This is a genomic window from Thermus sp. FJN-A (genome assembly GCF_054655095.1).
Genome location: NZ_BAAHSC010000212.1, coordinates 74884 through 91055, shown reverse-complemented (window position 1 = coordinate 91055; position 16172 = coordinate 74884). Strand labels below are relative to the sequence as shown.

Genomic DNA, 16172 nt, shown 5'->3' with positions numbered 1-16172 from the left:
GCCAGCTTGCGCCGGCATGGGCCCCCGCGCGGAGGAATCCCCGGGGGCCTGATGCGCCGGCACCAAGGGGCGGGCCCTTAGAGGTTTTCCCGCCACCAGTCCAGGTACGCCCTCAGCCGAGCCATGCGGCGGTCGGGCCGGCCGGAGCGGGAAAGCTCGTGCCCCTCCTCCGGGACCCGGAAAAAGCGGGTCTTCACCCCCAGGTGGAGGAGGGCGGTGTACCAGGTCTCCCCCTGGTCTATGGGGCAACGGTGGTCCTGCTCCGCGTGGACCACCAGGGTGGGGGTCCGCACCCGGTGCACGTGGCGCAGGGGGCTTTTCTCCCACAGGACCTCGGGCCTTTCCCAAGGCCGGGCAAAGAGCTCCAGGAAGGCGAAGCGGGGGCCGATGTCGCTGGCCCCAAAGAAGCTGAACCAGTTGCAGATGCTGCGGTCCGTGACCGCGGCCCGGAAGCGCTCGGGGTGGCGGGCGGTGAGCCAGTTCACCATGTACCCCCCGTAGCTGCCCCCCGCCACCCCCACCCGGCCAGGGTCCAGGGGGAAGTTGGCCAGGACGTGGTCCAAAAAGCCCAGGAGGTCCCGCTCGTCCCGCTCCCCCCACGTTCCCTCCAAGAGGGCGAAGTCCTGGCCGTAGCCCGTGGAACCCCGCGGGTTGGCGAAGGCCACCGCGTAGCCCGCCTGGCGGAAGAGCTGCAGTTCCAGGAGGGGGGCCTGGCCGAAGGCGGTGTGGGGCCCCCCGTGGATGTAGAGGATCACGGGGTGGGGGCCTTCCCCTTCCGGGAGGAGGACCCAGCCCGGCACCTGGTGCCCCTCGGGGCTCGCCCAGGCGGTGGGGATGGGCTCGGAGAAGGAGAGGAGGCCCGCGTTGGGGTCATAGGTGCCCAGGGGCCCCTCGAGGCGGGCCGGATGGGTGAACCCCTCGGTGAGGAGGAAAAGCCCCTTCTCCGTGAGGGCGAAGGAGAGGACGCTCCCCCCGGCGGGGAGGGCCTCGGCCTCCCCGTCTAGCCCCACCCGGTAAAGCCGCGCCACCCCCGCCTCCGTGCGCACCACATAGACCCCGTCCCCACCCCACTTGGGCCCCTGGGTGTGGGCCCCGTAACGCAAGTCGGCGTTCACCGAGTTGTGCAGGCTCCCCTCCAGGAGCACCCGGGCCTCCCCCGCCCTCAGATGGTAGAGCCGGGCCTCGGTGCCCCCGCCCCGCTCAAAGGCGTGGCCCAGGAAGAAGAGGCCCTCCGGGCTCCACTCCAGGGCCAGGATGGGGCCCACCCCCCCGTAGACCCTTTCCAGGGAACCCCCCTGGAGAAGGTAGAGGGTGTCCCGCCACTCCGCCTGGGCCCGGAGGTCCTCCGCCATCACCAGGTAAAGCCCTTCGGGGGCGTAGACCATCTCCCTGGGGGCGGGGTAGCGCTCCAGGAGGAGGCGCTTCTCCCCCTCGGCCCAGAGGTACAGGGCCAGGTTGCCCTCGGGAAGGAGGCCCCGCCCGTCGTACTTGAAGGGCCAGCCCGCAAAGGTACGGGGGCTTCCCGGCTTGGGCGCCTCCTTGAGGGCCAGGAAGGCCACCTCCCCCCTGGGGCCCAGGGCGTAGTCCAGGACCCCCGCCGTCTCCGTGAGCCTCTCCGCCTCGCCCCCCCTGAGGTCCAGCCGGAAGAGCTCCTGGACCTCCCCCACCTTGCGCAGGAAGTAGACGTAGGGGTGGGCGTAGCGGGGCTTCTTGGCCTCCTCCTGGGTGAGGAAGCGCAGGGCCCCGTCGTAGAGGGCGAGCCGGGAGCGGTACCGGGGAGGGTCTTCCGCCACGATCTCGGTGAGGAGGAAAAGGGGGAGGCCCCCAGGGCCCGGGGTAAGGTCGGACAGGAAGCGGAGCTTTCCCAGGACTTCGGGTTCCATGCCCCCATAATACTGACCGGTCATCCGCCACCGGCCCTGGCCCTGCCGAAGCGGGTTGGGTAAGCTAGGCCCCATGGACCGGGACGAGTTGGTGCGCTACCTGGACGCCTACCTGCGCCTAAAGGACTTCCCCCAGGACCCCTCCCTGAACGGCCTCCAGGTGGAGGGAAAGCAAAGGGTAAGCAAGGTGGGGGCGGCGGTGGACGCGGGGGAGGCCATCTTCCGGCGGGCCCTGGAGGAGGGGGTGGACTTCCTCCTGGTCCACCACGGCCTCTTCTGGGGGAAACCCTTCCCCATCGTGGGCCATCACAAGAGGCGCCTGGAGCTCCTCTTCCAAGGGGACATCAGCCTCTATGCCGCCCACCTGCCCCTGGACGCCCACGAGGAGGTGGGCAACAACCACGAGCTGGCCCGGGCCCTGGGGCTCACCCACCTGGAGCCCTACGATGTGGGGGTCAAGGGGCGCTTTCCCCTTCCCACCCCCCTGGTCCGGGTGGCGGACATGCTGGGCCAGCTCACGGGGATGACCCCCTTGGTGCACCAGGGCGGGGCCGACCAGGTGGAGACCGTGGTGATCGTCTCCGGGGGGGCGGCGGGGATGGTGAGCGTGGTGGAGGCCGACCTCTTCATCACCGGGGAGCCCAAGCACAGCGCCTTCCACGAGGCCTTCGAACGGGGCTTGAACGTGATTTACGCCGGCCACTACGACACCGAGGTCTTCGGGGTGAAGGCCCTGGCCCGGCACCTGGAGGCCCGCTTCGGCCTGCCCTGGGTCTTCCTGGACCATCCCACGGGGCTTTGAGGACATGGGCGGACTCTTCCTGACCCTCGAGGGCCTGGACGGCTCCGGCAAGTCCACCCAGGCCCGCCTCCTCGCCCGCTTCCTGGAGGAAAGGGGGGTTCCCGTGCGCCTCACCCGGGAGCCCGGCGGGGGAATCGCCTTCGTCCGGGGGCTCCTCCTGGCGGAAGACCTCTCCCCGGAGGCGGAGTACCTCCTCTTCAGCGCCGACCGGGCGGAGCACGTGCGGCGGGTCATCCTCCCCGCCCTGGAAGGGGGAAAGTGGGTGGTCTCCGACCGCTACCTGGACTCCAGCCTCGCCTACCAGGGGTACGGCCGGGGCCTCCCCCTTCCCTGGCTTTTGGAGGTGGCCTCCCCCGTCACCTTGGGCCTCAGGCCCCACCTCACCTTTCTCCTGGACCTGCCCCCGGAGGAGGCCCTTTTGCGGGTGAGGGAAAAAGACCGCCTGGAAAGGCTTGGCCTTCCCTTCTTCCGGCGGGTGCGGGAGGGGTACCTGAGGCTCGCCGAGGCCGAGCCCGAACGCTTCCGGGTGGTGGACGCCACACAGGGGGTGGCCGAGGTGCAGGCGGCCATCCGGGCCCACCTCCTGCCCCTTCTGCCATAATGGCCCTATGCCCCGCGCGCCCGTGGCCCTGGCCCTCCTGGTGGCGTTTTCCCTCGCCCTGGCCCAGGGCCTCACCTTCCCCAAGAGCACCCTCTACGTGGAGGGGGGCGGCAAGCGCCACCTCCTCCGGGTGGAGGTGGCGGACACCCCGGAGCGCCAGGCCCAGGGGCTCATGTTCCGGGGCCGCCTGGCGGAGGGCGAGGGCATGGTCTTCCTCTTCCCCGCCCCCACCGCGGGGGGCTTCTGGATGAAGAACACCCTCATCCCCCTTTCCATCGCCTTCTTTGACCGCCAGGGGGTCATCCTGCGCATCCTGGACATGGACCCCTGCAAGGCCGACCCCTGCCCCGTCTACTACCCGGGGGTGGTCTACCAGGGGGCCCTGGAGGTCAACCAAGGCTGGTTCCGGCGGCGCGGCCTCGCCCCCGGGGCCCGGGTGGGGGGGGAGGCCTTGAAGTTCTGGCCCAGACCGTGGAGCGCAACCCCCTCTTCCCCCTAGCGGCCTTCGCCCTTCTGGTGGTGCTTTCCGTCTTCTCCTTCATGGGCTACCTCCTGGCCGCGAGAAGGTTCCAGGCCCCCCCGCCCCCACAGCGGGTGGTGGTGGAGACCCGGGAGGGTCCCCGCCCCCTCCAGGCCCGCCTGGCCCGCACCCCTGAGGCCTGGAGCCGGGGCCTGGGGGTGCGGAAGGAGGAGGTGGAGGCCCTCCTCTACCTGTTCCCCGAGGCCACCGATAACCCCTTCAGCACCCTAGGCTACCGTTTTCCCGTGCTGGTGGCCTTCCTGGACGGGGAGGGCCGGGTGCTCAAGGTGGCCCACCTCAAGCCGGGGGAGACCTACGCCCCCGGCACCGCCTACCGGGGAGTGTTGGAGGTGCGGGAAGGCCTCCTGGAGGTCTCCCCCGGGGACCGGGTTCTGCCCTAGCGCCCCTGCTGCAGGCCCCTCAGGTCCAGGAGGAAGTTCCCGGTGCTGGGCACGAAGACCGTCTGCACCCCGGGGGCCAGCTTCTCGGCAAAGGTGAGCTGGACCACCTCGGGGGCGTTCTTCAGGGCCCGGCCCCTGAGCTCTATGGCCTTGGCCTCCCCCTCGGCCCGGAGGATGGCGGCGTCCCGCTCCCCCTGGGCCTCGATGACCCGCCTTTGGGCGGCGATCTCCGCCTGCTTCCGGCGGTTGATCTCAATCTGCACCTGCTGCTCCGCGGTCTGCTTCTCCTCGATGACCTTGGCCACGGCCTCCGGGATGCGGATCTCCCGCAGGAGGACGGAGACCAGCTCGATGTGGTACTGGCGCAGGACCTCCTCGAGGCCCTGGCTCACCGAGGTCTCCAAGGCGGTGCGCTGGGTACTGATGAGCTCCGCGGCGTTGTACTGCCCCACGGCGTCCCGCACCTTGGAGCGCACTTGGGGGACGATCAGGGTCTCCAGGAAGGCCGGCCCCACCTCCTGATGGAGCTTCGGAGCCCGGTCCTTGAGGATGCGGTACTGGACGGTCACGTCCACCCCGATCTCCAACCCCTCCTTGGAGCGGGCGCGGATGGAGGTGTCCGCCTTGCGCTCCCCCTCGTGGGGGGCGGAGAGGGTCACCTCCTTGACCCGGGCATCGTAGAGGACCACCTGCTGGAGCCCCGGCACCACGAAGTGCACCCCCTCGGGGAGGGGGCGCTCCTGCACCCCCCGCAGGACGTTGAAGACCACCCCCACGTGCCCGGCGGGCACCACCAGAAAGCTGTTGGCCAGCACCAGGAGCAGGGCCCCAAGCCCGAGGAGGGAAGGCCCGTACCGCCTCTTGGGGGTGAAGAGGAGCCCCACCCCCACCAAGACCAGCGCCAACGCGGCCAGGTTCAGCATGAAAAAAGTATAAGGGCCCGAAACCTGGGCTTCGGGCCGGAAGGGCAACCATGGGGCCCCCCTCTAGCCTTCGCCAGAGCGGGGCACTTAGGCTACTCCTTGGACTCCCCGCCTTCGGATTTGGAACCGGAGTCCTTCTTGGCGTAGTCCTTCACGTGCCACCCCGACCCCTTGAAGATGATGGCCGGCGGGGTGATCACCCGCTTCAGGGGCTCCCCGGTCTCGGGGTGGGTCTTCAGGGGCTCGTCGTGGAAGCCCTGCTCGAACTCGTAGTAGTTCCCCGTTTCCAGGCCCTTGTAGACGTAGACCGGCATACCCTAACCCTCCTGGTAGGGCATTTTGACACTCACTTCCCTTGAGTGTCAAGAGGCCGGGGTGGTACCCTCCCCCCGTGGACAAGCCCACCCTGCGCCGCCATGCCTTAAGCCTCTGGCGGACCCTGGACCGGATGGCCCTCTCCCGCCAGGTGCTGGAGGCCCTGGTGCCTTGGCTTGGGGCGGGCGGCTTCCGGGACATCCTCCTCTACCACCCCCTGCCCCACGAGCTGGACCTCATGGCCCTCCCAGAACGCCACCCGGCCCGTTACTACCTGCCGAAGGTGGCGGGGACGGGGCTCTCCGTGCACCCCCTAGGCCCCCTGGCCCCCGGGCCCTTTGGCCTCCTGGAGCCCACCACAGGGCCCGTGGACCCCGCGGTCTTGGACCTGGTGGTGGTGCCGGGCCTGGCCTTTGACCTCGAGGGCTACCGCCTGGGCCACGGCAAGGGGTTCTACGACCGCTTCCTGGCCTCGGTGCGGGCGGAAAGCGTGGGGGTGGTGCCGGAGGTCCTGCTTCTCCCCCGCCTCCCCCACGACCCCTGGGACGTGCCCGTGGGCCACCTGGCCACGGAGAAGGGGGTTCGCCGGGTCAGGTGACCCCTGGGTCAGAGCCCCGGGGTGCTACACTTGGGGGCATGCGGGGAGCGCTCCTGGATCGGGACGGGGTTCTTCTCCTCCTGGACGAGGAGGCCCTTTACAAGAAGGCCCTGGAGTTGGCCGTCCACGGGGCCGGCCTGGACAAAGCCTTGGCCGTCCTGACCCAGGTGGTGCACGAGATCCACGAAGCCGTCCGCACCTTGCGGGTGCGAAGCCTGGAGGAGGAGGCCGTTTTCTGGCAGGGGCTGGTGCAAAAGGTGTCCCGGGAACTCCGCGTGCCCGAAAACCGGCTTCGCCCCTTGCGCTATTACCACTTCCTGCGCCGGGCCCCCGGGGCGGAAGCCCTCCTTCGGAACCTGAAGGCCCGGGGGCTTAAGATAGGCGTCCTCTCCAACACCCTGCCAAGCCTCCGGGAAAGCCTGGCCCACCACGGCCTGGACCTTTACGTGGACGGCTTCTTCGCCTCCTGCGCCCTGGGGGTGGCCAAACCCGACCCCAGGGCTTTCCTCCTGGCCCTGGAAGGCTTAGGGCTCACCCCCGGGGAAACCCTCTACCTGGACGACGACCCGGAAAACGTGGAAGCCGCCCGGAGGCTCGGCCTCCGGGCGGAAACGTACGTGCCGGGAACGGGACTACCCCACCCCTAGAGCACGGGCAACTCGGCCACGGTGCGCACGTCCAGGGAAGGGGTGCCCTGCCGGAAGGCCGCCAGCCGTCCCACCACCTTGCCCCCGGCCCTAAGGACCATCTTCTCCATGGCCTTCATGGTCTCCCCGCTGGAGACCACATCGGAAACCAAGGCCACCTTCTGGTTCAGAAGCTTCTCGGCGAAGCGCCGGTCCAACCAGAGCACCTCCCCCACCCCCAGGGTCAGGGTCTGGACCTCCTGGATGATGGGGTCCTCCATGTAGGGGCGGCGCCGCCTCCTGGCCACCACGTAAGGCAGGCCCATCTCCTCCGCCAGCACGTGGGTGAGGGGAATGGGGCTCGTCTCCGTGGTGAAGAGCACCTCCGTACCCTCGGGCACCAGGGGCCGCAAGGCCTTGGCCGCCGCCCGCACCAGCTCTGGGTCCCCCAGGAACTCCACCAGGGGAATCCGCCGCCCCGGGAGGGGCTCGATGAGGGGCACGTGGCGGGTGACGCCGCCGATGGTGATGGGATAGGTCTCCATACGACCTCCTACTCCGGCTTGAAGAGGGGCAGGTGGCCCAAGGCCACCACGTCCTGGCGGGGTGTGCCCTCGGTGAAAACCGCCAGGACCGCCACCACCTGCCCTCCCACGCTCTCAATAAGCTCCCTGAGGCCGGAAAGCGTGGAACCCGTGGACACCACGTCGTCCACGATGGCCACCCGCTTGCCCCGGATGAGGGGGATGTCCGCCCCGTCCAGCACCAGGAGCTGGGGCTTGCCCGTGGTGATGGAGAGCACCTGGCGGCTCACCGGGTTGATCATGTAGGGCTTCTCCGTCTTCCGGGCCACCACGTAGGGCCTCCCGGTGATGCGGGAGAGGGCGTGGGCCAGGGGCACGGCCTTGACCTCGGGGGTGACCAGGGTCTCCACCTCGGGGGGGAGGCGCTTGGCCAGCTCCTCCGCGGCGGCCTCGGTGAGCTCGGTGTCCCCCAGGAGGTTCAGCAGGGCCACGGCCACGTCCGGCCCCACCTGGACGATGGGGAGCTCGCGGCGCACCCCGGCGATTTCCACAGGGTAGGTCCTCACGCCGCCCAGTCTATACTCAAAGTATGCTGAGCGCCAAGATTGAGACCCTGGGCGTGGACCCCCAGAACGGGAGCGTGGTGGTCCTGCTCAGGACGGAGAACGACAAGCTTCTCCCCATCGTGATCGGCCCCCTCGAGGCCCACCACATCGTGGTGGCCCTGCAAGGGGAGAAGCCCCCCCGCCCCCTCACCCCGGACCTCCTGCTTTCGGTAATGGACATGCTCCAGGGAAAGCTGAAGCGGGTGGAGATCACCGACCTAAAGGACGGCACCTTTTACGCCCGCCTCATCCTGGAGCACCGGGGGATTGAGCTGGAGGTGGACGCCCGCCCCTCCGACGCCATGGCCCTGGCCCTAAGGGCAGGGGCCCCCATCCTGGTGGCGGAGGAGGTGGTGGAGAAGGCAGGGGTGGAGGAGGCCAGCCTCAAACCCCACGGGGCCGCGGAGGCCTGAGGGGCTGTTTCCCTCCCGCCCATGGCCCCGCCCCTCCTCACCCCCCGGTAGGGCCCGCCATGCGCGCCCTCCTTTTCCTCCTGCTCTTCCTCGGCTTGGCCCAGGCGGCGCGGCTGGCCGTCCTGGGGGACTGGGGGCAGGACACCCCGGCCCGGGCCCAGGTAGCGGCCTTGCTCCGGAAGGAGCACGCCCAGGATCCCCTCACCGCCTTGCTGACCGTGGGGGACAACTTCTACCCCCGGGGCCAGGTGGTGGAGCGGTTTCTGCAAGACCTCCCCCGGGTTCCCGTCTACCCCGCCTTCGGCAACCACGACGCCCCGAACCTCCCCGAGCAGCTTCGGCGCTTCGGCCTGGAGAGGCCCTATTACCGGGTCCGCCTGGGGAGCCTCGAGGTCTTCGTCCTCTACACGGAAGGCGACCTCAGGGCCCAGAGGGCCTGGCTGGAGGAGGCCCTGCAAAGCTCCACCGCCCCCCTTAAGGCCCTCCTCCTCCACCGCCCCCTTTACTCCTCGGGGCTCCACGGGGGGAGCCCGGGCTTGCGAAGCCTCCTGGAGCCCCTCCTTCGGCGCTTCCGGGTACCCTTGGTCCTAGCCGGGCACGACCACCACTACGAGCGCCTCCAGGTGGGGACCACCACCCACCTGGTCCTGGGCGGGGGAGGGGCGGGCCTCTACCCCACCAAGCCCCCCCTCGCCGCAAGCCAGGCCCTGGCCGTGGCCCACCACGCCCTTTTCCTGGAAGTGGGGGAGGATGGGCTTGTGGGCTATGCCCTGAGCCCAGAGGGCCGGGTCCTGGACCGCTTCGCCCTTAAGAGGGGCGCCCCATGACGTGCACGTGCACGTGGAAGACCTCCTGCCCGCCCTCCTCCCCCACGTGGACTTGGAGCTTGTACCCCGGAAGCCGCAAAAGCCGCGCCACCCGGTTGGCGGTGCGGAAGAGGGCCCCGAGCTTCCTCTCCCCTTCCTCGGTGTCGGGGTAGTCGGAGAGCTTCTCCACGTGCTCCTTGGGCACCACCAGGACGTGCACGGGCGCCTTGGGCCTTATGTCGTGAAAGGCCACGAAGGCCTCGTCCTCGTACACCTTCCGGGAGGGGAGCTCCCCTCGGACGATGCGGCAGAAGACGCAGTCCATGGGAAAAGTCTACCCTAGGGGAAGCTCCAGAAGCGGGGTAGCCGCCTCCTTAACCCCCAGCACCTGGCCCAAGAGGGTGTACCCCTCCACCCCCTCCACCCGGGCCAGGACCGTCTCCCCCGGCCGGGCCTGGCCCCAAAGCCTGGCCTCGTAGTAGTCCGGGGTATGGCCCATGGCCAGACCTCCTTGTACCCGCTCCACCAAAACCTCCACCTGCCCCCCCAGCTTGGGCCGGATGCGGGCTTCCGCCAGGGACTGGGCCAAGGCGATGAGCTCCTTGGTGCGGCGCTTGCGCACCTCCACGGGAACCTGGGGCATGGAGGCCGCCCGGGTCTTGGGCCTCGGGGTGTAGGTGAAGGCGTGGACCCGGGTGGGCCTGAGCTCCTCCAGGAAGGCCAGGGTCTCCTGGTGCTCCTCCTCGGTCTCCGTGGGCAGGCCGGCGATGACGTCGGTGGTGAGGGCAAAGCCGGGGATGAGGTCGTGGGCCCTCTGCACCAGGTCGCGGTAGTAGGCCTTATCGTAGCGGCGGCCCATGAGCTTGAGGAGCCGGTCCGAGCCCGTCTGCAAGGAAAGGTGGAGGTGGGGCCTGACCTCGGGGGCGTAGCGGCCGATCACCCTAAGGAGGTCCTCCCCCGTGTCCTCGGGCTCCATGGAGGAAAGCCGCACCTTGGCCCCCAGGTGGTGGAGGTCCTCCACGAGCCCCGCAAGCCCCCGGGGATGCCCCCGGTAGCTCCCAAGCCGCACCCCGGTGAGGACGATCTCCCGGATGCCCATGCGGAGCAGGGCCTCGGCCTCGGCCAAGGCATCGCGGTAGTCCCGGTGGCGCTCCTTTCCCCTAAGCCTCGGGATGATGCAGTAGGCGCACCCCGCCTGGCAACCGTCCTGCACCTTCAGGAAGGCCCGAACCCGGCTGTTCAGAAGCCCTCTTTCCCCGGCCCCCCAGAACTCGTTGGGCGGGGTGGTGATGGGGTCTGCGGGGAGGCCGAAGCGCTCCAGGATCACCCGGGGCAGCTCGGCCTTCCTGGAGTTGGGCACCACGGCATCCGCCCCCAGCTCCCTCAGGGCCTCGGGGGCGAGCTCCGCGTAGCACCCCGTGACCACGATGAAGGCGTGGGGGTTATGGCGCCTGGCCCGGCGCACCTCCTTGCGGGTATCGGCCTCCGCGGTGGTGGTGACCGCGCAGGAGTTGATCACCACCAGGTCCGCCTCCCCCGCCTCCACCGGCGCCACCTCGGGCTCCAGGGCCTTCAGGAAGCCCAAGAGGGCCTCGGTCTCCACCTGGTTCACCTTGCACCCCAGGGTGCGAAAGGCCACGCGCATCCTTTTCATTCTGGTAGCCTAAGGGGGCTTCGTCAACGCGGCCGGGCAGAGTGTGCTTTTCCCCACTTGCGGTGAAAGCCCTATAGGTAGTAGCATCACGGGTGCCTGCCCCAAGATGTGGGGGAAACGCCTCGCGGGGCTAGGGTTTCTGCCCGGAAGTATAGGAGGATTTATGGAGCACCATTCCCGGATAGCCTCACCCGCCTTTGACGAGCACGCCCAGGCCATCGCCAAGCGCCAGTACCTCCAGCCCGGGGACGGGGACATCCTGGGGATGTTCCGCCGCGTGGCCCGGGAGGTGGCCAAGCCCGAGCGCCCTGAGGAAAGGGCCCTTTGGGAGGAGAAGTTTTTTGAGCTCATGAGCGAGAAGCGCTTCTCCCCCGGGGGGCGGATCCTAGCGGGGGCGGGCACGGCCCACGGCAACCTCCTCAACTGCTTCGTCCAGGGGGCCACGGAGAACCCCCCGGAAAGCTTCGCCGGCATCATGGAGGTGGCCAAGAAGCTCGCCCTGGTCACCAAGGTGGGGGGCGGCAACGGGGTGAACCTGGACCCCTACCGCTCCAAGGGCACCCGCACGCGGAGGCCCGTGCGGGGCGTGGCCTACCTCTCCGCGGACCACCCCGATGCGGGGGACTTCATCCGGGGCCTCATGCGCCCCCCCATCAACCCCGAAGGCCCCAAGGAGGAGATCGCCCTCAAGAACTTCGCCCGGGTGGTCTACGGGGAGGTGTCCCCGGAGATGGAGGCCCTGGCCGAGGCCCACGGAGTCCAGACGGCCAAGGAGCCCCCTGCGGACCGCATCCTGGTCCCCGACGACATGGGGGGGATCATAGAGGCCGCCAAGGAGGCGGCGGACCTGGCCCGGAAGGGCCTTAAGCCCCACGTGGACTTCTCCCTCCTAAGGCCCGAGGGCGCCCCCATCCGGGGAAGCGGCGGCACGAGCTCGGGGCCCGTGAGTTTTCTCTTTGAAATCTTTGACAACTTCCTGGAATGGGTGGCCTGGGGCGCCGAGGAGGCGGGTCCTGTGGCCATCTTGCGCTACGTCTACGCCAGCGTCCTTAGGGTGGTGCGCCAAGGCGGTACGCGCCGTGGGGCTGGGATGGCCACCCTCTCCATAGAACACCCCGACCTCTTGGACTTCCTCACCGCCAAGGACCTGGACCGGGAGAAGGCGGAAGGGGACATCTCCACCTTCAACATCTCCGTCCTGGCCACGGACCGCTTCCTGGAGGCCGTGGAGAAGGACGAGCTCTGGCCCGTGACCCCCATTGAGGTGCCGGGGAAGTACTACCCCCACCCCCTGGAAGGCCCCTACACGGGAAAGGTGCCCCACCTCCCCGAAAGGGAGGACGGGGCCAAGGCCATCCCCCTCTACGGGGGGAAGGTGCCCGCCCGCTGGCTCTGGCACGAGATCGCCTGGCACGCCTGGGCCACGGGGGAGCCGGGGCTCATCTTCGTGGACCGGATCAACGCGCTTTCGGCCCTTAAGGGGCTTGGAGAGCACTACCAGATCCGGTCCACCAACCCCTGCTTCGTAGGGTCCACGAGGATCCCCACCGAGCACGGGCTTGTGCCCATTGAAGAATTGGCCCGCATGGGAGAAAGCTTTTACCTAGTCACAGATACCCGGGCACCCCTTGGGGGCGTGGGAGTTCCCCTACCTACCCAGGGTACTGGGGTACGGAGGGCAGCCCGAGCTTTCTTCACTGGCGTCAAGCCTGTGGTCCGCTTACACACCCAGGAGGGCCTCGAGGTGACCCTCACCCCCGACCACCTCCTCCTCACCCCCGAGGGTTACCGGGAAGCTGGGAGCTTAAGGCCGGGTGACAAAATCCTGGTGCAAAGCGGCGAAGGGCTCTTCCCCAAGGAGGAGCGCCTACCCGCCCAAGCCCTCGCCGTAGTCCATGAGCGGGTAGCTACCGCGGGGAGTCGCGGGCCCCATGGCCGGGCCGACGTGCGGGCCCGGTACAGCAACCTCCCCACCCGTTGGAGCCGGGAACTCGGGGTAGCCTTGGGATGGCTGGTGGGCGACGGCTACTTAAGGGAGGACGGCGTAGGCTTCTACTTCTCCCGGCAGGACTTCGCCACCATCGGTTGGCTTCCCGACCTCCTCCGAGACTGGTTCGGTCCCGGCACCCTCCAGGTAACCCCCTCTAACACCTACCACCTCCACTTCAACCGCATCCCCGTGGAGTTCTTCCAGGCCCTCGGGGTGCGGGCTGCGAAGGCTACGGAAAAGCGGGTGCCGGAAAGCCTCTTTCGTGCCCCCCGAGAGGCGGTAGTGGGCTTCCTCCAGGGGCTCTTCAGCGCCGATGGCTCGGTGCAAGTCAATCCCCAGAAGAAGGACGCCACCGTCCGTTTAGCCTCGTCGAGCCTGAGGCTTCTCCAAGACGTCCAGCTCCTCCTCCTCAACTTGGGCATCTACGGGAAGATCTACAAGCGCCGCGAGGCGGGAAGCAAGGCCCTGCCCGATGGCCAAGGTGGGCTTAAGGCCTACGCCACGGCCCCCCAGTACGAGCTCATCCTAGGAGGGCAAAATCGGGACCACTTTGCCGAGCAGATTGGGTTCCTCCAGGAGGAGAAGCAGACCAAGCTCCTAACCTTCCTCAAGGACCGGCCCCGGGGAAGCTATGCCAAGGCCTTCGTAGCAACCGTGACGAGCGTGGAGCCTGCGGGCGAGAGCCCGGTCTACGACCTCACCGAGCCCCTGACCCACAGCCTCATCGCTAACGGCTTGGTGGCCCACAACTGTGGGGAAATACCCCTCACCGTGGGCGAGCCCTGCGACCTCGGGGCCCTGAACCTGGCCGCCTACGTGGAGGAGGGGAAGTTCCGGATGGATGAGTTCCGCCGGGACGTCCACACCGCCATCCGCTTCCTGGACAACGTCCTGGACGTGAACCAGTTCGCCCTGCCCGACAACGAGATGGCGGCGAAGAAGCTCAGGAGGCTTGGTCTCGGGGTCATGGGCCTCGCCGACATGCTCATCAAGCTGGGCCTCCCCTACGACTCCGAGGAGGCGAGGGCCAAGGTCTACGAGGTCATCTCCGCCATGCGGGAGGAGGCCCTGAAGGCCTCGGAAGCCCTGGCAAAGGAGCGGGGCGTCTTCCCCCTCTACCAGGAGCACGAGGAGTACTTCCAGAGCCTCGGGATCCGCCCCCGGCGCAACGTGGCCCTCCTCACCGTGGCCCCCACGGGGACCACCAGCATGCTCATGGGGGTGTCCTCGGGGATTGAGCCCGTCTTTAGCCCCTTCGTCTGGCGCAGGATCGGCGGGGAGTACAAGCCCCTCCTCCACCCCCTCTTCGTGGAGCTCATGGAGGCCTACCCGCCCGCCAAGGGCTACGAGAAGGAGGGCAAGTGGGACTGGGAGAAGGTCATCGCCGAGATCCAGAAGGACGGCCACGGCTCCGTGCAGAACCTCTCCTTCATCCCCGAAGCGATCCGGAAGGTCTTCCTCTGCGCCCACGACATCCACCCCCTGGACCACGTGCGCATGCAGGGGGTGGTGCAGCGGGCTTTTGACGCGGAGGGGTACGCGGGGAACTCCCTGTCCAAGTGCATCGCCAAGGGCACCCTGATCCCCACTTCTAAGGGCCTTATCCCTATTGAGGAGATTGCCCCGCCGCACCCTGAGAACACATTCGTCCCGGTAGAAGGGCTCTACACCGCCGAGGGTTACCGGATCACCGCCCACTACTACGCGGGGAGGAAGCGGGGAGTCAGGGTCCGGCTGGACAATGGGGCCGAGCTTTTGGGTGCTTGGGAAAGCCACCGCCTTCTCACCCCGGAGGGCTGGCGGCTCATGCGGGAGCTCAAGCCCGGGGATGTGGTCCTAGGAAAGCTCGTCCCCTCCCACGGGGAGGGCGGGCTCCCTATCCCCGAGACCGCGAACCTTCCTTTGAGGACAAACGCCCGCGACCTCCCCTTGCCCGAAAGGATGTCCGAGGACCTCGCCCTCTTTTTGGGGATGCTCGCCGCCGACGGGTCCACGGTGGAGGCCACAGGCTTCGTGGGCATCGCCACCAAGGACCCCGAGGTGGAGCGGATCTTCCGGGAAGTGGTGGGAAGGCTTTTCGGGGTGGAACCCAAGTGCACGGTGGATAAGCGCACGGGGGTGAGGAACCTCTACCTCACCTCCCGCCGCCTGGTTCGCTTGGTGGAAGCCCTCATCAGCAAGGGGGCGGCGCACAAGCGGGTGCCTCCCCAGATCCTTCGGGGAAGCCCGGGGGAAAAGCTGGCCTTCCTCCGTGGCCTCACCCTGGACGGCTACGTGCACCCTAACATGGGCCTTGTGGTCTACGAGGGGAGGAGCCAGCGCCTGGCCTACGAGGCGGCCGAGCTTGCCCGCAGCTTCGGCCTGCCCAAGGTCTACCAAGGGCGAAAAAAGGTCGTCGCCTCCAGGGAAACCTACCACGCCTATTCCGTGGCCGTTTCCGGACCTCTCCGGGAGCTCCTCGAGCCCATAGAAGCCCACAAGCGGGCCGAGGTGGCTGTCCGCTACAAGGTTTTCATCCCTGAGGAAGCCCTCGCCGCCACCCGCGTGGGCACCGCCCACCCCGGATACTCAAACCTCAAGTCCGTGCGCCACAGGGGTGTACAGGTGGTCTACAACACCACCGCCGACCGTCTGGGCTGGCCCACAGACCTCCTGGCCCACCGGGTCGTGGAGGTGGAAGAGGTGGGAGAGGTGGAGATGTACGACATTGAGGTGGAGGAAGTCCACCGCTACGTGGTCAACGGCCTCATCTCCCATAACACCATCAACCTGCCCCACGAGGCCACGGTGGCGGACGTGGAGGCCGCCTACCTCGAGGCCTACCGCACCGGGTGCAAGGGGATCACCGTCTACCGGGACGGCAGCCGGGAGTTCCAGGTGCTCACGGTGAAGAAGGAGGAGAAGGCGGAGGCCCCCCTTCCGCAGGTAGAAACGGAGGAGGCCCCGCCCGTGGCCGCGGCAAAAGAGGAGCCCAAGGGGCCACCCCAAGGCCCCGTCTACGAGCGCCCGGGCCGCCTTCTGGGCTTCACCGACATGGTGAAGCTCCTCACCCCGGAGGGGCAAAAACGGAGCTTCCTGGTCACGGTGAACGTCCTGGAGGGCCAACCGGTGGAGGTCATCCTCACCTCGGGCAAGGCGGGGGACGAGGCCAACGCCGACTCCGAGGCCCTGGGCCGCGTGGTGTCCATCGCCCTGCAGTACGGGGTGCCCCCGGAGGCCATCGTGCGCACGCTCCGGGGCATCAACGGGGGGCTCTACGGCACCTACCAGGGCAGGCTCGTCTCCAGCAAGGCGGACCTCATCGCCGTGGCCCTGGAGACCATCCCCCAGGGGCTGAAGGGGGTCAAGGGCGATGCCCCGGAAGAGGCCCCCCTCCCCGCCCTCTCCGGGGGCGGCCTGGCCCTGGCGGGGGCGAGCCCCTGCCCGGTGTGCGGGGAAAAGACCCTGGTGCGGGAGGAAGGGTGCTGGAAGTGCCAAGCCTGCGGCTACTCCAAGTGCGGCTAGGGAGTCC

Annotated in this window: 16 protein-coding genes; 9 read left to right on the top strand and 7 right to left on the bottom strand. The window is 68.6% G+C overall.

The genetic code is table 11. The annotated features are described in order from the left end of the window. Window positions 1–77: 77 nt before the first annotated feature. Window positions 78–1883 (bottom strand): S9 family peptidase, encoded by a 1806-nt coding sequence (locus ACYQ0J_RS10865; RefSeq protein WP_460172129.1) that lies wholly within the window; start codon window positions 1881–1883, stop codon window positions 78–80. 73 nt (window positions 1884–1956) lie between these two features. On the opposite strand from ACYQ0J_RS10865, the gene ACYQ0J_RS10860 reads away from it, so the two are divergent. Genes ACYQ0J_RS10860 through ACYQ0J_RS10845 form a run of 4 tightly spaced genes read left to right on the top strand, consistent with a single transcriptional unit; the run spans window position 1957 to window position 4207 of the window. Then, window positions 1957–2685, top strand: coding sequence for a Nif3-like dinuclear metal center hexameric protein (locus ACYQ0J_RS10860; RefSeq protein ID WP_460172128.1), 729 nt, complete (start codon window positions 1957–1959; stop codon window positions 2683–2685). A 4-nt stretch (window positions 2686–2689) separates the two neighbouring features. Then, window positions 2690–3286, top strand: coding sequence for a dTMP kinase (gene tmk / locus ACYQ0J_RS10855; RefSeq protein WP_460172127.1), 597 nt, complete (start codon window positions 2690–2692; stop codon window positions 3284–3286). Between the two features lie 7 nt (window positions 3287–3293). Beyond that, window positions 3294–3785 carry a DUF192 domain-containing protein gene (locus tag ACYQ0J_RS10850; protein WP_460172126.1) on the top strand — a complete coding sequence of 164 codons (492 nt, stop codon included), beginning with the start codon at window positions 3294–3296 and terminating at the stop codon, window positions 3783–3785. Then, entirely contained in the window at window positions 3758–4207 is a 450-nt protein-coding gene (locus tag ACYQ0J_RS10845) for a DUF192 domain-containing protein (protein ID WP_460172125.1), read from the top strand. The genes ACYQ0J_RS10850 and ACYQ0J_RS10845 overlap by 28 nt, the downstream gene beginning before the upstream one ends. On the opposite strand, the gene ACYQ0J_RS10840 is transcribed toward ACYQ0J_RS10845, so the two are convergent. After that, window positions 4204–5130 (bottom strand): prohibitin family protein, encoded by a 927-nt coding sequence (locus ACYQ0J_RS10840; RefSeq protein ID WP_460172124.1) that lies wholly within the window; start codon window positions 5128–5130, stop codon window positions 4204–4206. The two genes, ACYQ0J_RS10845 and ACYQ0J_RS10840, sit on opposite strands and share 4 nt — an antisense overlap. 92 nt (window positions 5131–5222) lie before the next feature. Next, window positions 5223–5444 carry an FmdB family zinc ribbon protein gene (locus ACYQ0J_RS10835; protein WP_460172123.1) on the bottom strand — a complete coding sequence of 74 codons (222 nt, stop codon included), beginning with the start codon at window positions 5442–5444 and terminating at the stop codon, window positions 5223–5225. Between the two features lie 77 nt (window positions 5445–5521). Between ACYQ0J_RS10835 and ACYQ0J_RS10830 the strand changes: the two genes are divergently transcribed. Beyond that, window positions 5522–6043 carry a 5-formyltetrahydrofolate cyclo-ligase gene (locus tag ACYQ0J_RS10830; RefSeq protein WP_460172122.1) on the top strand — a complete coding sequence of 174 codons (522 nt, stop codon included), beginning with the start codon at window positions 5522–5524 and terminating at the stop codon, window positions 6041–6043. A 38-nt stretch (window positions 6044–6081) separates the two neighbouring features. Then, window positions 6082–6690, top strand: coding sequence for an HAD family hydrolase (locus ACYQ0J_RS10825; RefSeq protein ID WP_460172121.1), 609 nt, complete (start codon window positions 6082–6084; stop codon window positions 6688–6690). Here the strand turns inward: ACYQ0J_RS10825 and ACYQ0J_RS10820 are convergent. Both ACYQ0J_RS10820 and ACYQ0J_RS10815 read right to left on the bottom strand, forming a co-directional pair. After that, window positions 6687–7214, bottom strand: coding sequence for an adenine phosphoribosyltransferase (locus tag ACYQ0J_RS10820; protein ID WP_460172120.1), 528 nt, complete (start codon window positions 7212–7214; stop codon window positions 6687–6689). The two genes, ACYQ0J_RS10825 and ACYQ0J_RS10820, sit on opposite strands and share 4 nt — an antisense overlap. 8 nt (window positions 7215–7222) lie before the next feature. Further along, the gene (locus ACYQ0J_RS10815) at window positions 7223–7759 is read right to left on the bottom strand and encodes a phosphoribosyltransferase family protein (RefSeq protein ID WP_460172119.1); all 537 of its coding nucleotides are present in this window, start codon (window positions 7757–7759) and stop codon (window positions 7223–7225) included. A 23-nt stretch (window positions 7760–7782) separates the two neighbouring features. Between ACYQ0J_RS10815 and ACYQ0J_RS10810 the strand changes: the two genes are divergently transcribed. Both ACYQ0J_RS10810 and ACYQ0J_RS10805 read left to right on the top strand, forming a co-directional pair. Beyond that, a complete protein-coding gene (locus ACYQ0J_RS10810) occupies window positions 7783–8211 on the top strand; it encodes a bifunctional nuclease family protein (RefSeq protein WP_460172118.1) in 429 nt (142 codons plus the stop codon). Between the two features lie 59 nt (window positions 8212–8270). After that, window positions 8271–9038, top strand: coding sequence for a metallophosphoesterase (locus ACYQ0J_RS10805; RefSeq protein ID WP_460172117.1), 768 nt, complete (start codon window positions 8271–8273; stop codon window positions 9036–9038). Here ACYQ0J_RS10805 and ACYQ0J_RS10800 read toward each other — a convergent pair. Together ACYQ0J_RS10800 and ACYQ0J_RS10795 are read right to left on the bottom strand one after the other, a co-directional pair. Continuing rightward, entirely contained in the window at window positions 9019–9342 is a 324-nt protein-coding gene (locus ACYQ0J_RS10800; protein WP_460172116.1) for a histidine triad nucleotide-binding protein, read from the bottom strand. The genes ACYQ0J_RS10805 and ACYQ0J_RS10800 overlap by 20 nt on opposite strands. Window positions 9343–9351: 9 nt before the next feature. Further along, window positions 9352–10662 carry a MiaB/RimO family radical SAM methylthiotransferase gene (locus tag ACYQ0J_RS10795; protein WP_460172282.1) on the bottom strand — a complete coding sequence of 437 codons (1311 nt, stop codon included), beginning with the start codon at window positions 10660–10662 and terminating at the stop codon, window positions 9352–9354. Window positions 10663–10834: 172 nt separating this feature from the next. Between ACYQ0J_RS10795 and ACYQ0J_RS10790 the strand changes: the two genes are divergently transcribed. Continuing rightward, window positions 10835–16165, top strand: coding sequence for an LAGLIDADG family homing endonuclease (locus ACYQ0J_RS10790; protein ID WP_460172115.1), 5331 nt, complete (start codon window positions 10835–10837; stop codon window positions 16163–16165). The last annotated feature ends 7 nt before the right edge of the window (window positions 16166–16172 follow it).

Bases quoted from the DNA above. Each gene is read 5' to 3' on its own strand.
- ACYQ0J_RS10865 (WP_460172129.1), bottom strand. From the start codon at position 1,883: ATGGAACCCGAAGTCCTGGGAAAGCTCCGCTTCCTGTCCGACCTTACC.
- ACYQ0J_RS10860 (WP_460172128.1), top strand. From the start codon at position 1,957: ATGGACCGGGACGAGTTGGTGCGCTACCTGGACGCCTACCTGCGCCTA.
- tmk (WP_460172127.1), top strand. From the start codon at position 2,690: ATGGGCGGACTCTTCCTGACCCTCGAGGGCCTGGACGGCTCCGGCAAG.
- ACYQ0J_RS10850 (WP_460172126.1), top strand. From the start codon at position 3,294: ATGCCCCGCGCGCCCGTGGCCCTGGCCCTCCTGGTGGCGTTTTCCCTC.
- ACYQ0J_RS10840 (WP_460172124.1), bottom strand. From the start codon at position 5,130: ATGCTGAACCTGGCCGCGTTGGCGCTGGTCTTGGTGGGGGTGGGGCTC.
- ACYQ0J_RS10835 (WP_460172123.1), bottom strand. From the start codon at position 5,444: ATGCCGGTCTACGTCTACAAGGGCCTGGAAACGGGGAACTACTACGAG.
- ACYQ0J_RS10825 (WP_460172121.1), top strand. From the start codon at position 6,082: ATGCGGGGAGCGCTCCTGGATCGGGACGGGGTTCTTCTCCTCCTGGAC.
- ACYQ0J_RS10820 (WP_460172120.1), bottom strand. From the start codon at position 7,214: ATGGAGACCTATCCCATCACCATCGGCGGCGTCACCCGCCACGTGCCC.
- ACYQ0J_RS10810 (WP_460172118.1), top strand. From the start codon at position 7,783: ATGCTGAGCGCCAAGATTGAGACCCTGGGCGTGGACCCCCAGAACGGG.
- ACYQ0J_RS10805 (WP_460172117.1), top strand. From the start codon at position 8,271: ATGCGCGCCCTCCTTTTCCTCCTGCTCTTCCTCGGCTTGGCCCAGGCG.
- ACYQ0J_RS10800 (WP_460172116.1), bottom strand. From the start codon at position 9,342: ATGGACTGCGTCTTCTGCCGCATCGTCCGAGGGGAGCTCCCCTCCCGG.
- ACYQ0J_RS10795 (WP_460172282.1), bottom strand. From the start codon at position 10,662: ATGCGCGTGGCCTTTCGCACCCTGGGGTGCAAGGTGAACCAGGTGGAG.
- ACYQ0J_RS10790 (WP_460172115.1), top strand. From the start codon at position 10,835: ATGGAGCACCATTCCCGGATAGCCTCACCCGCCTTTGACGAGCACGCC.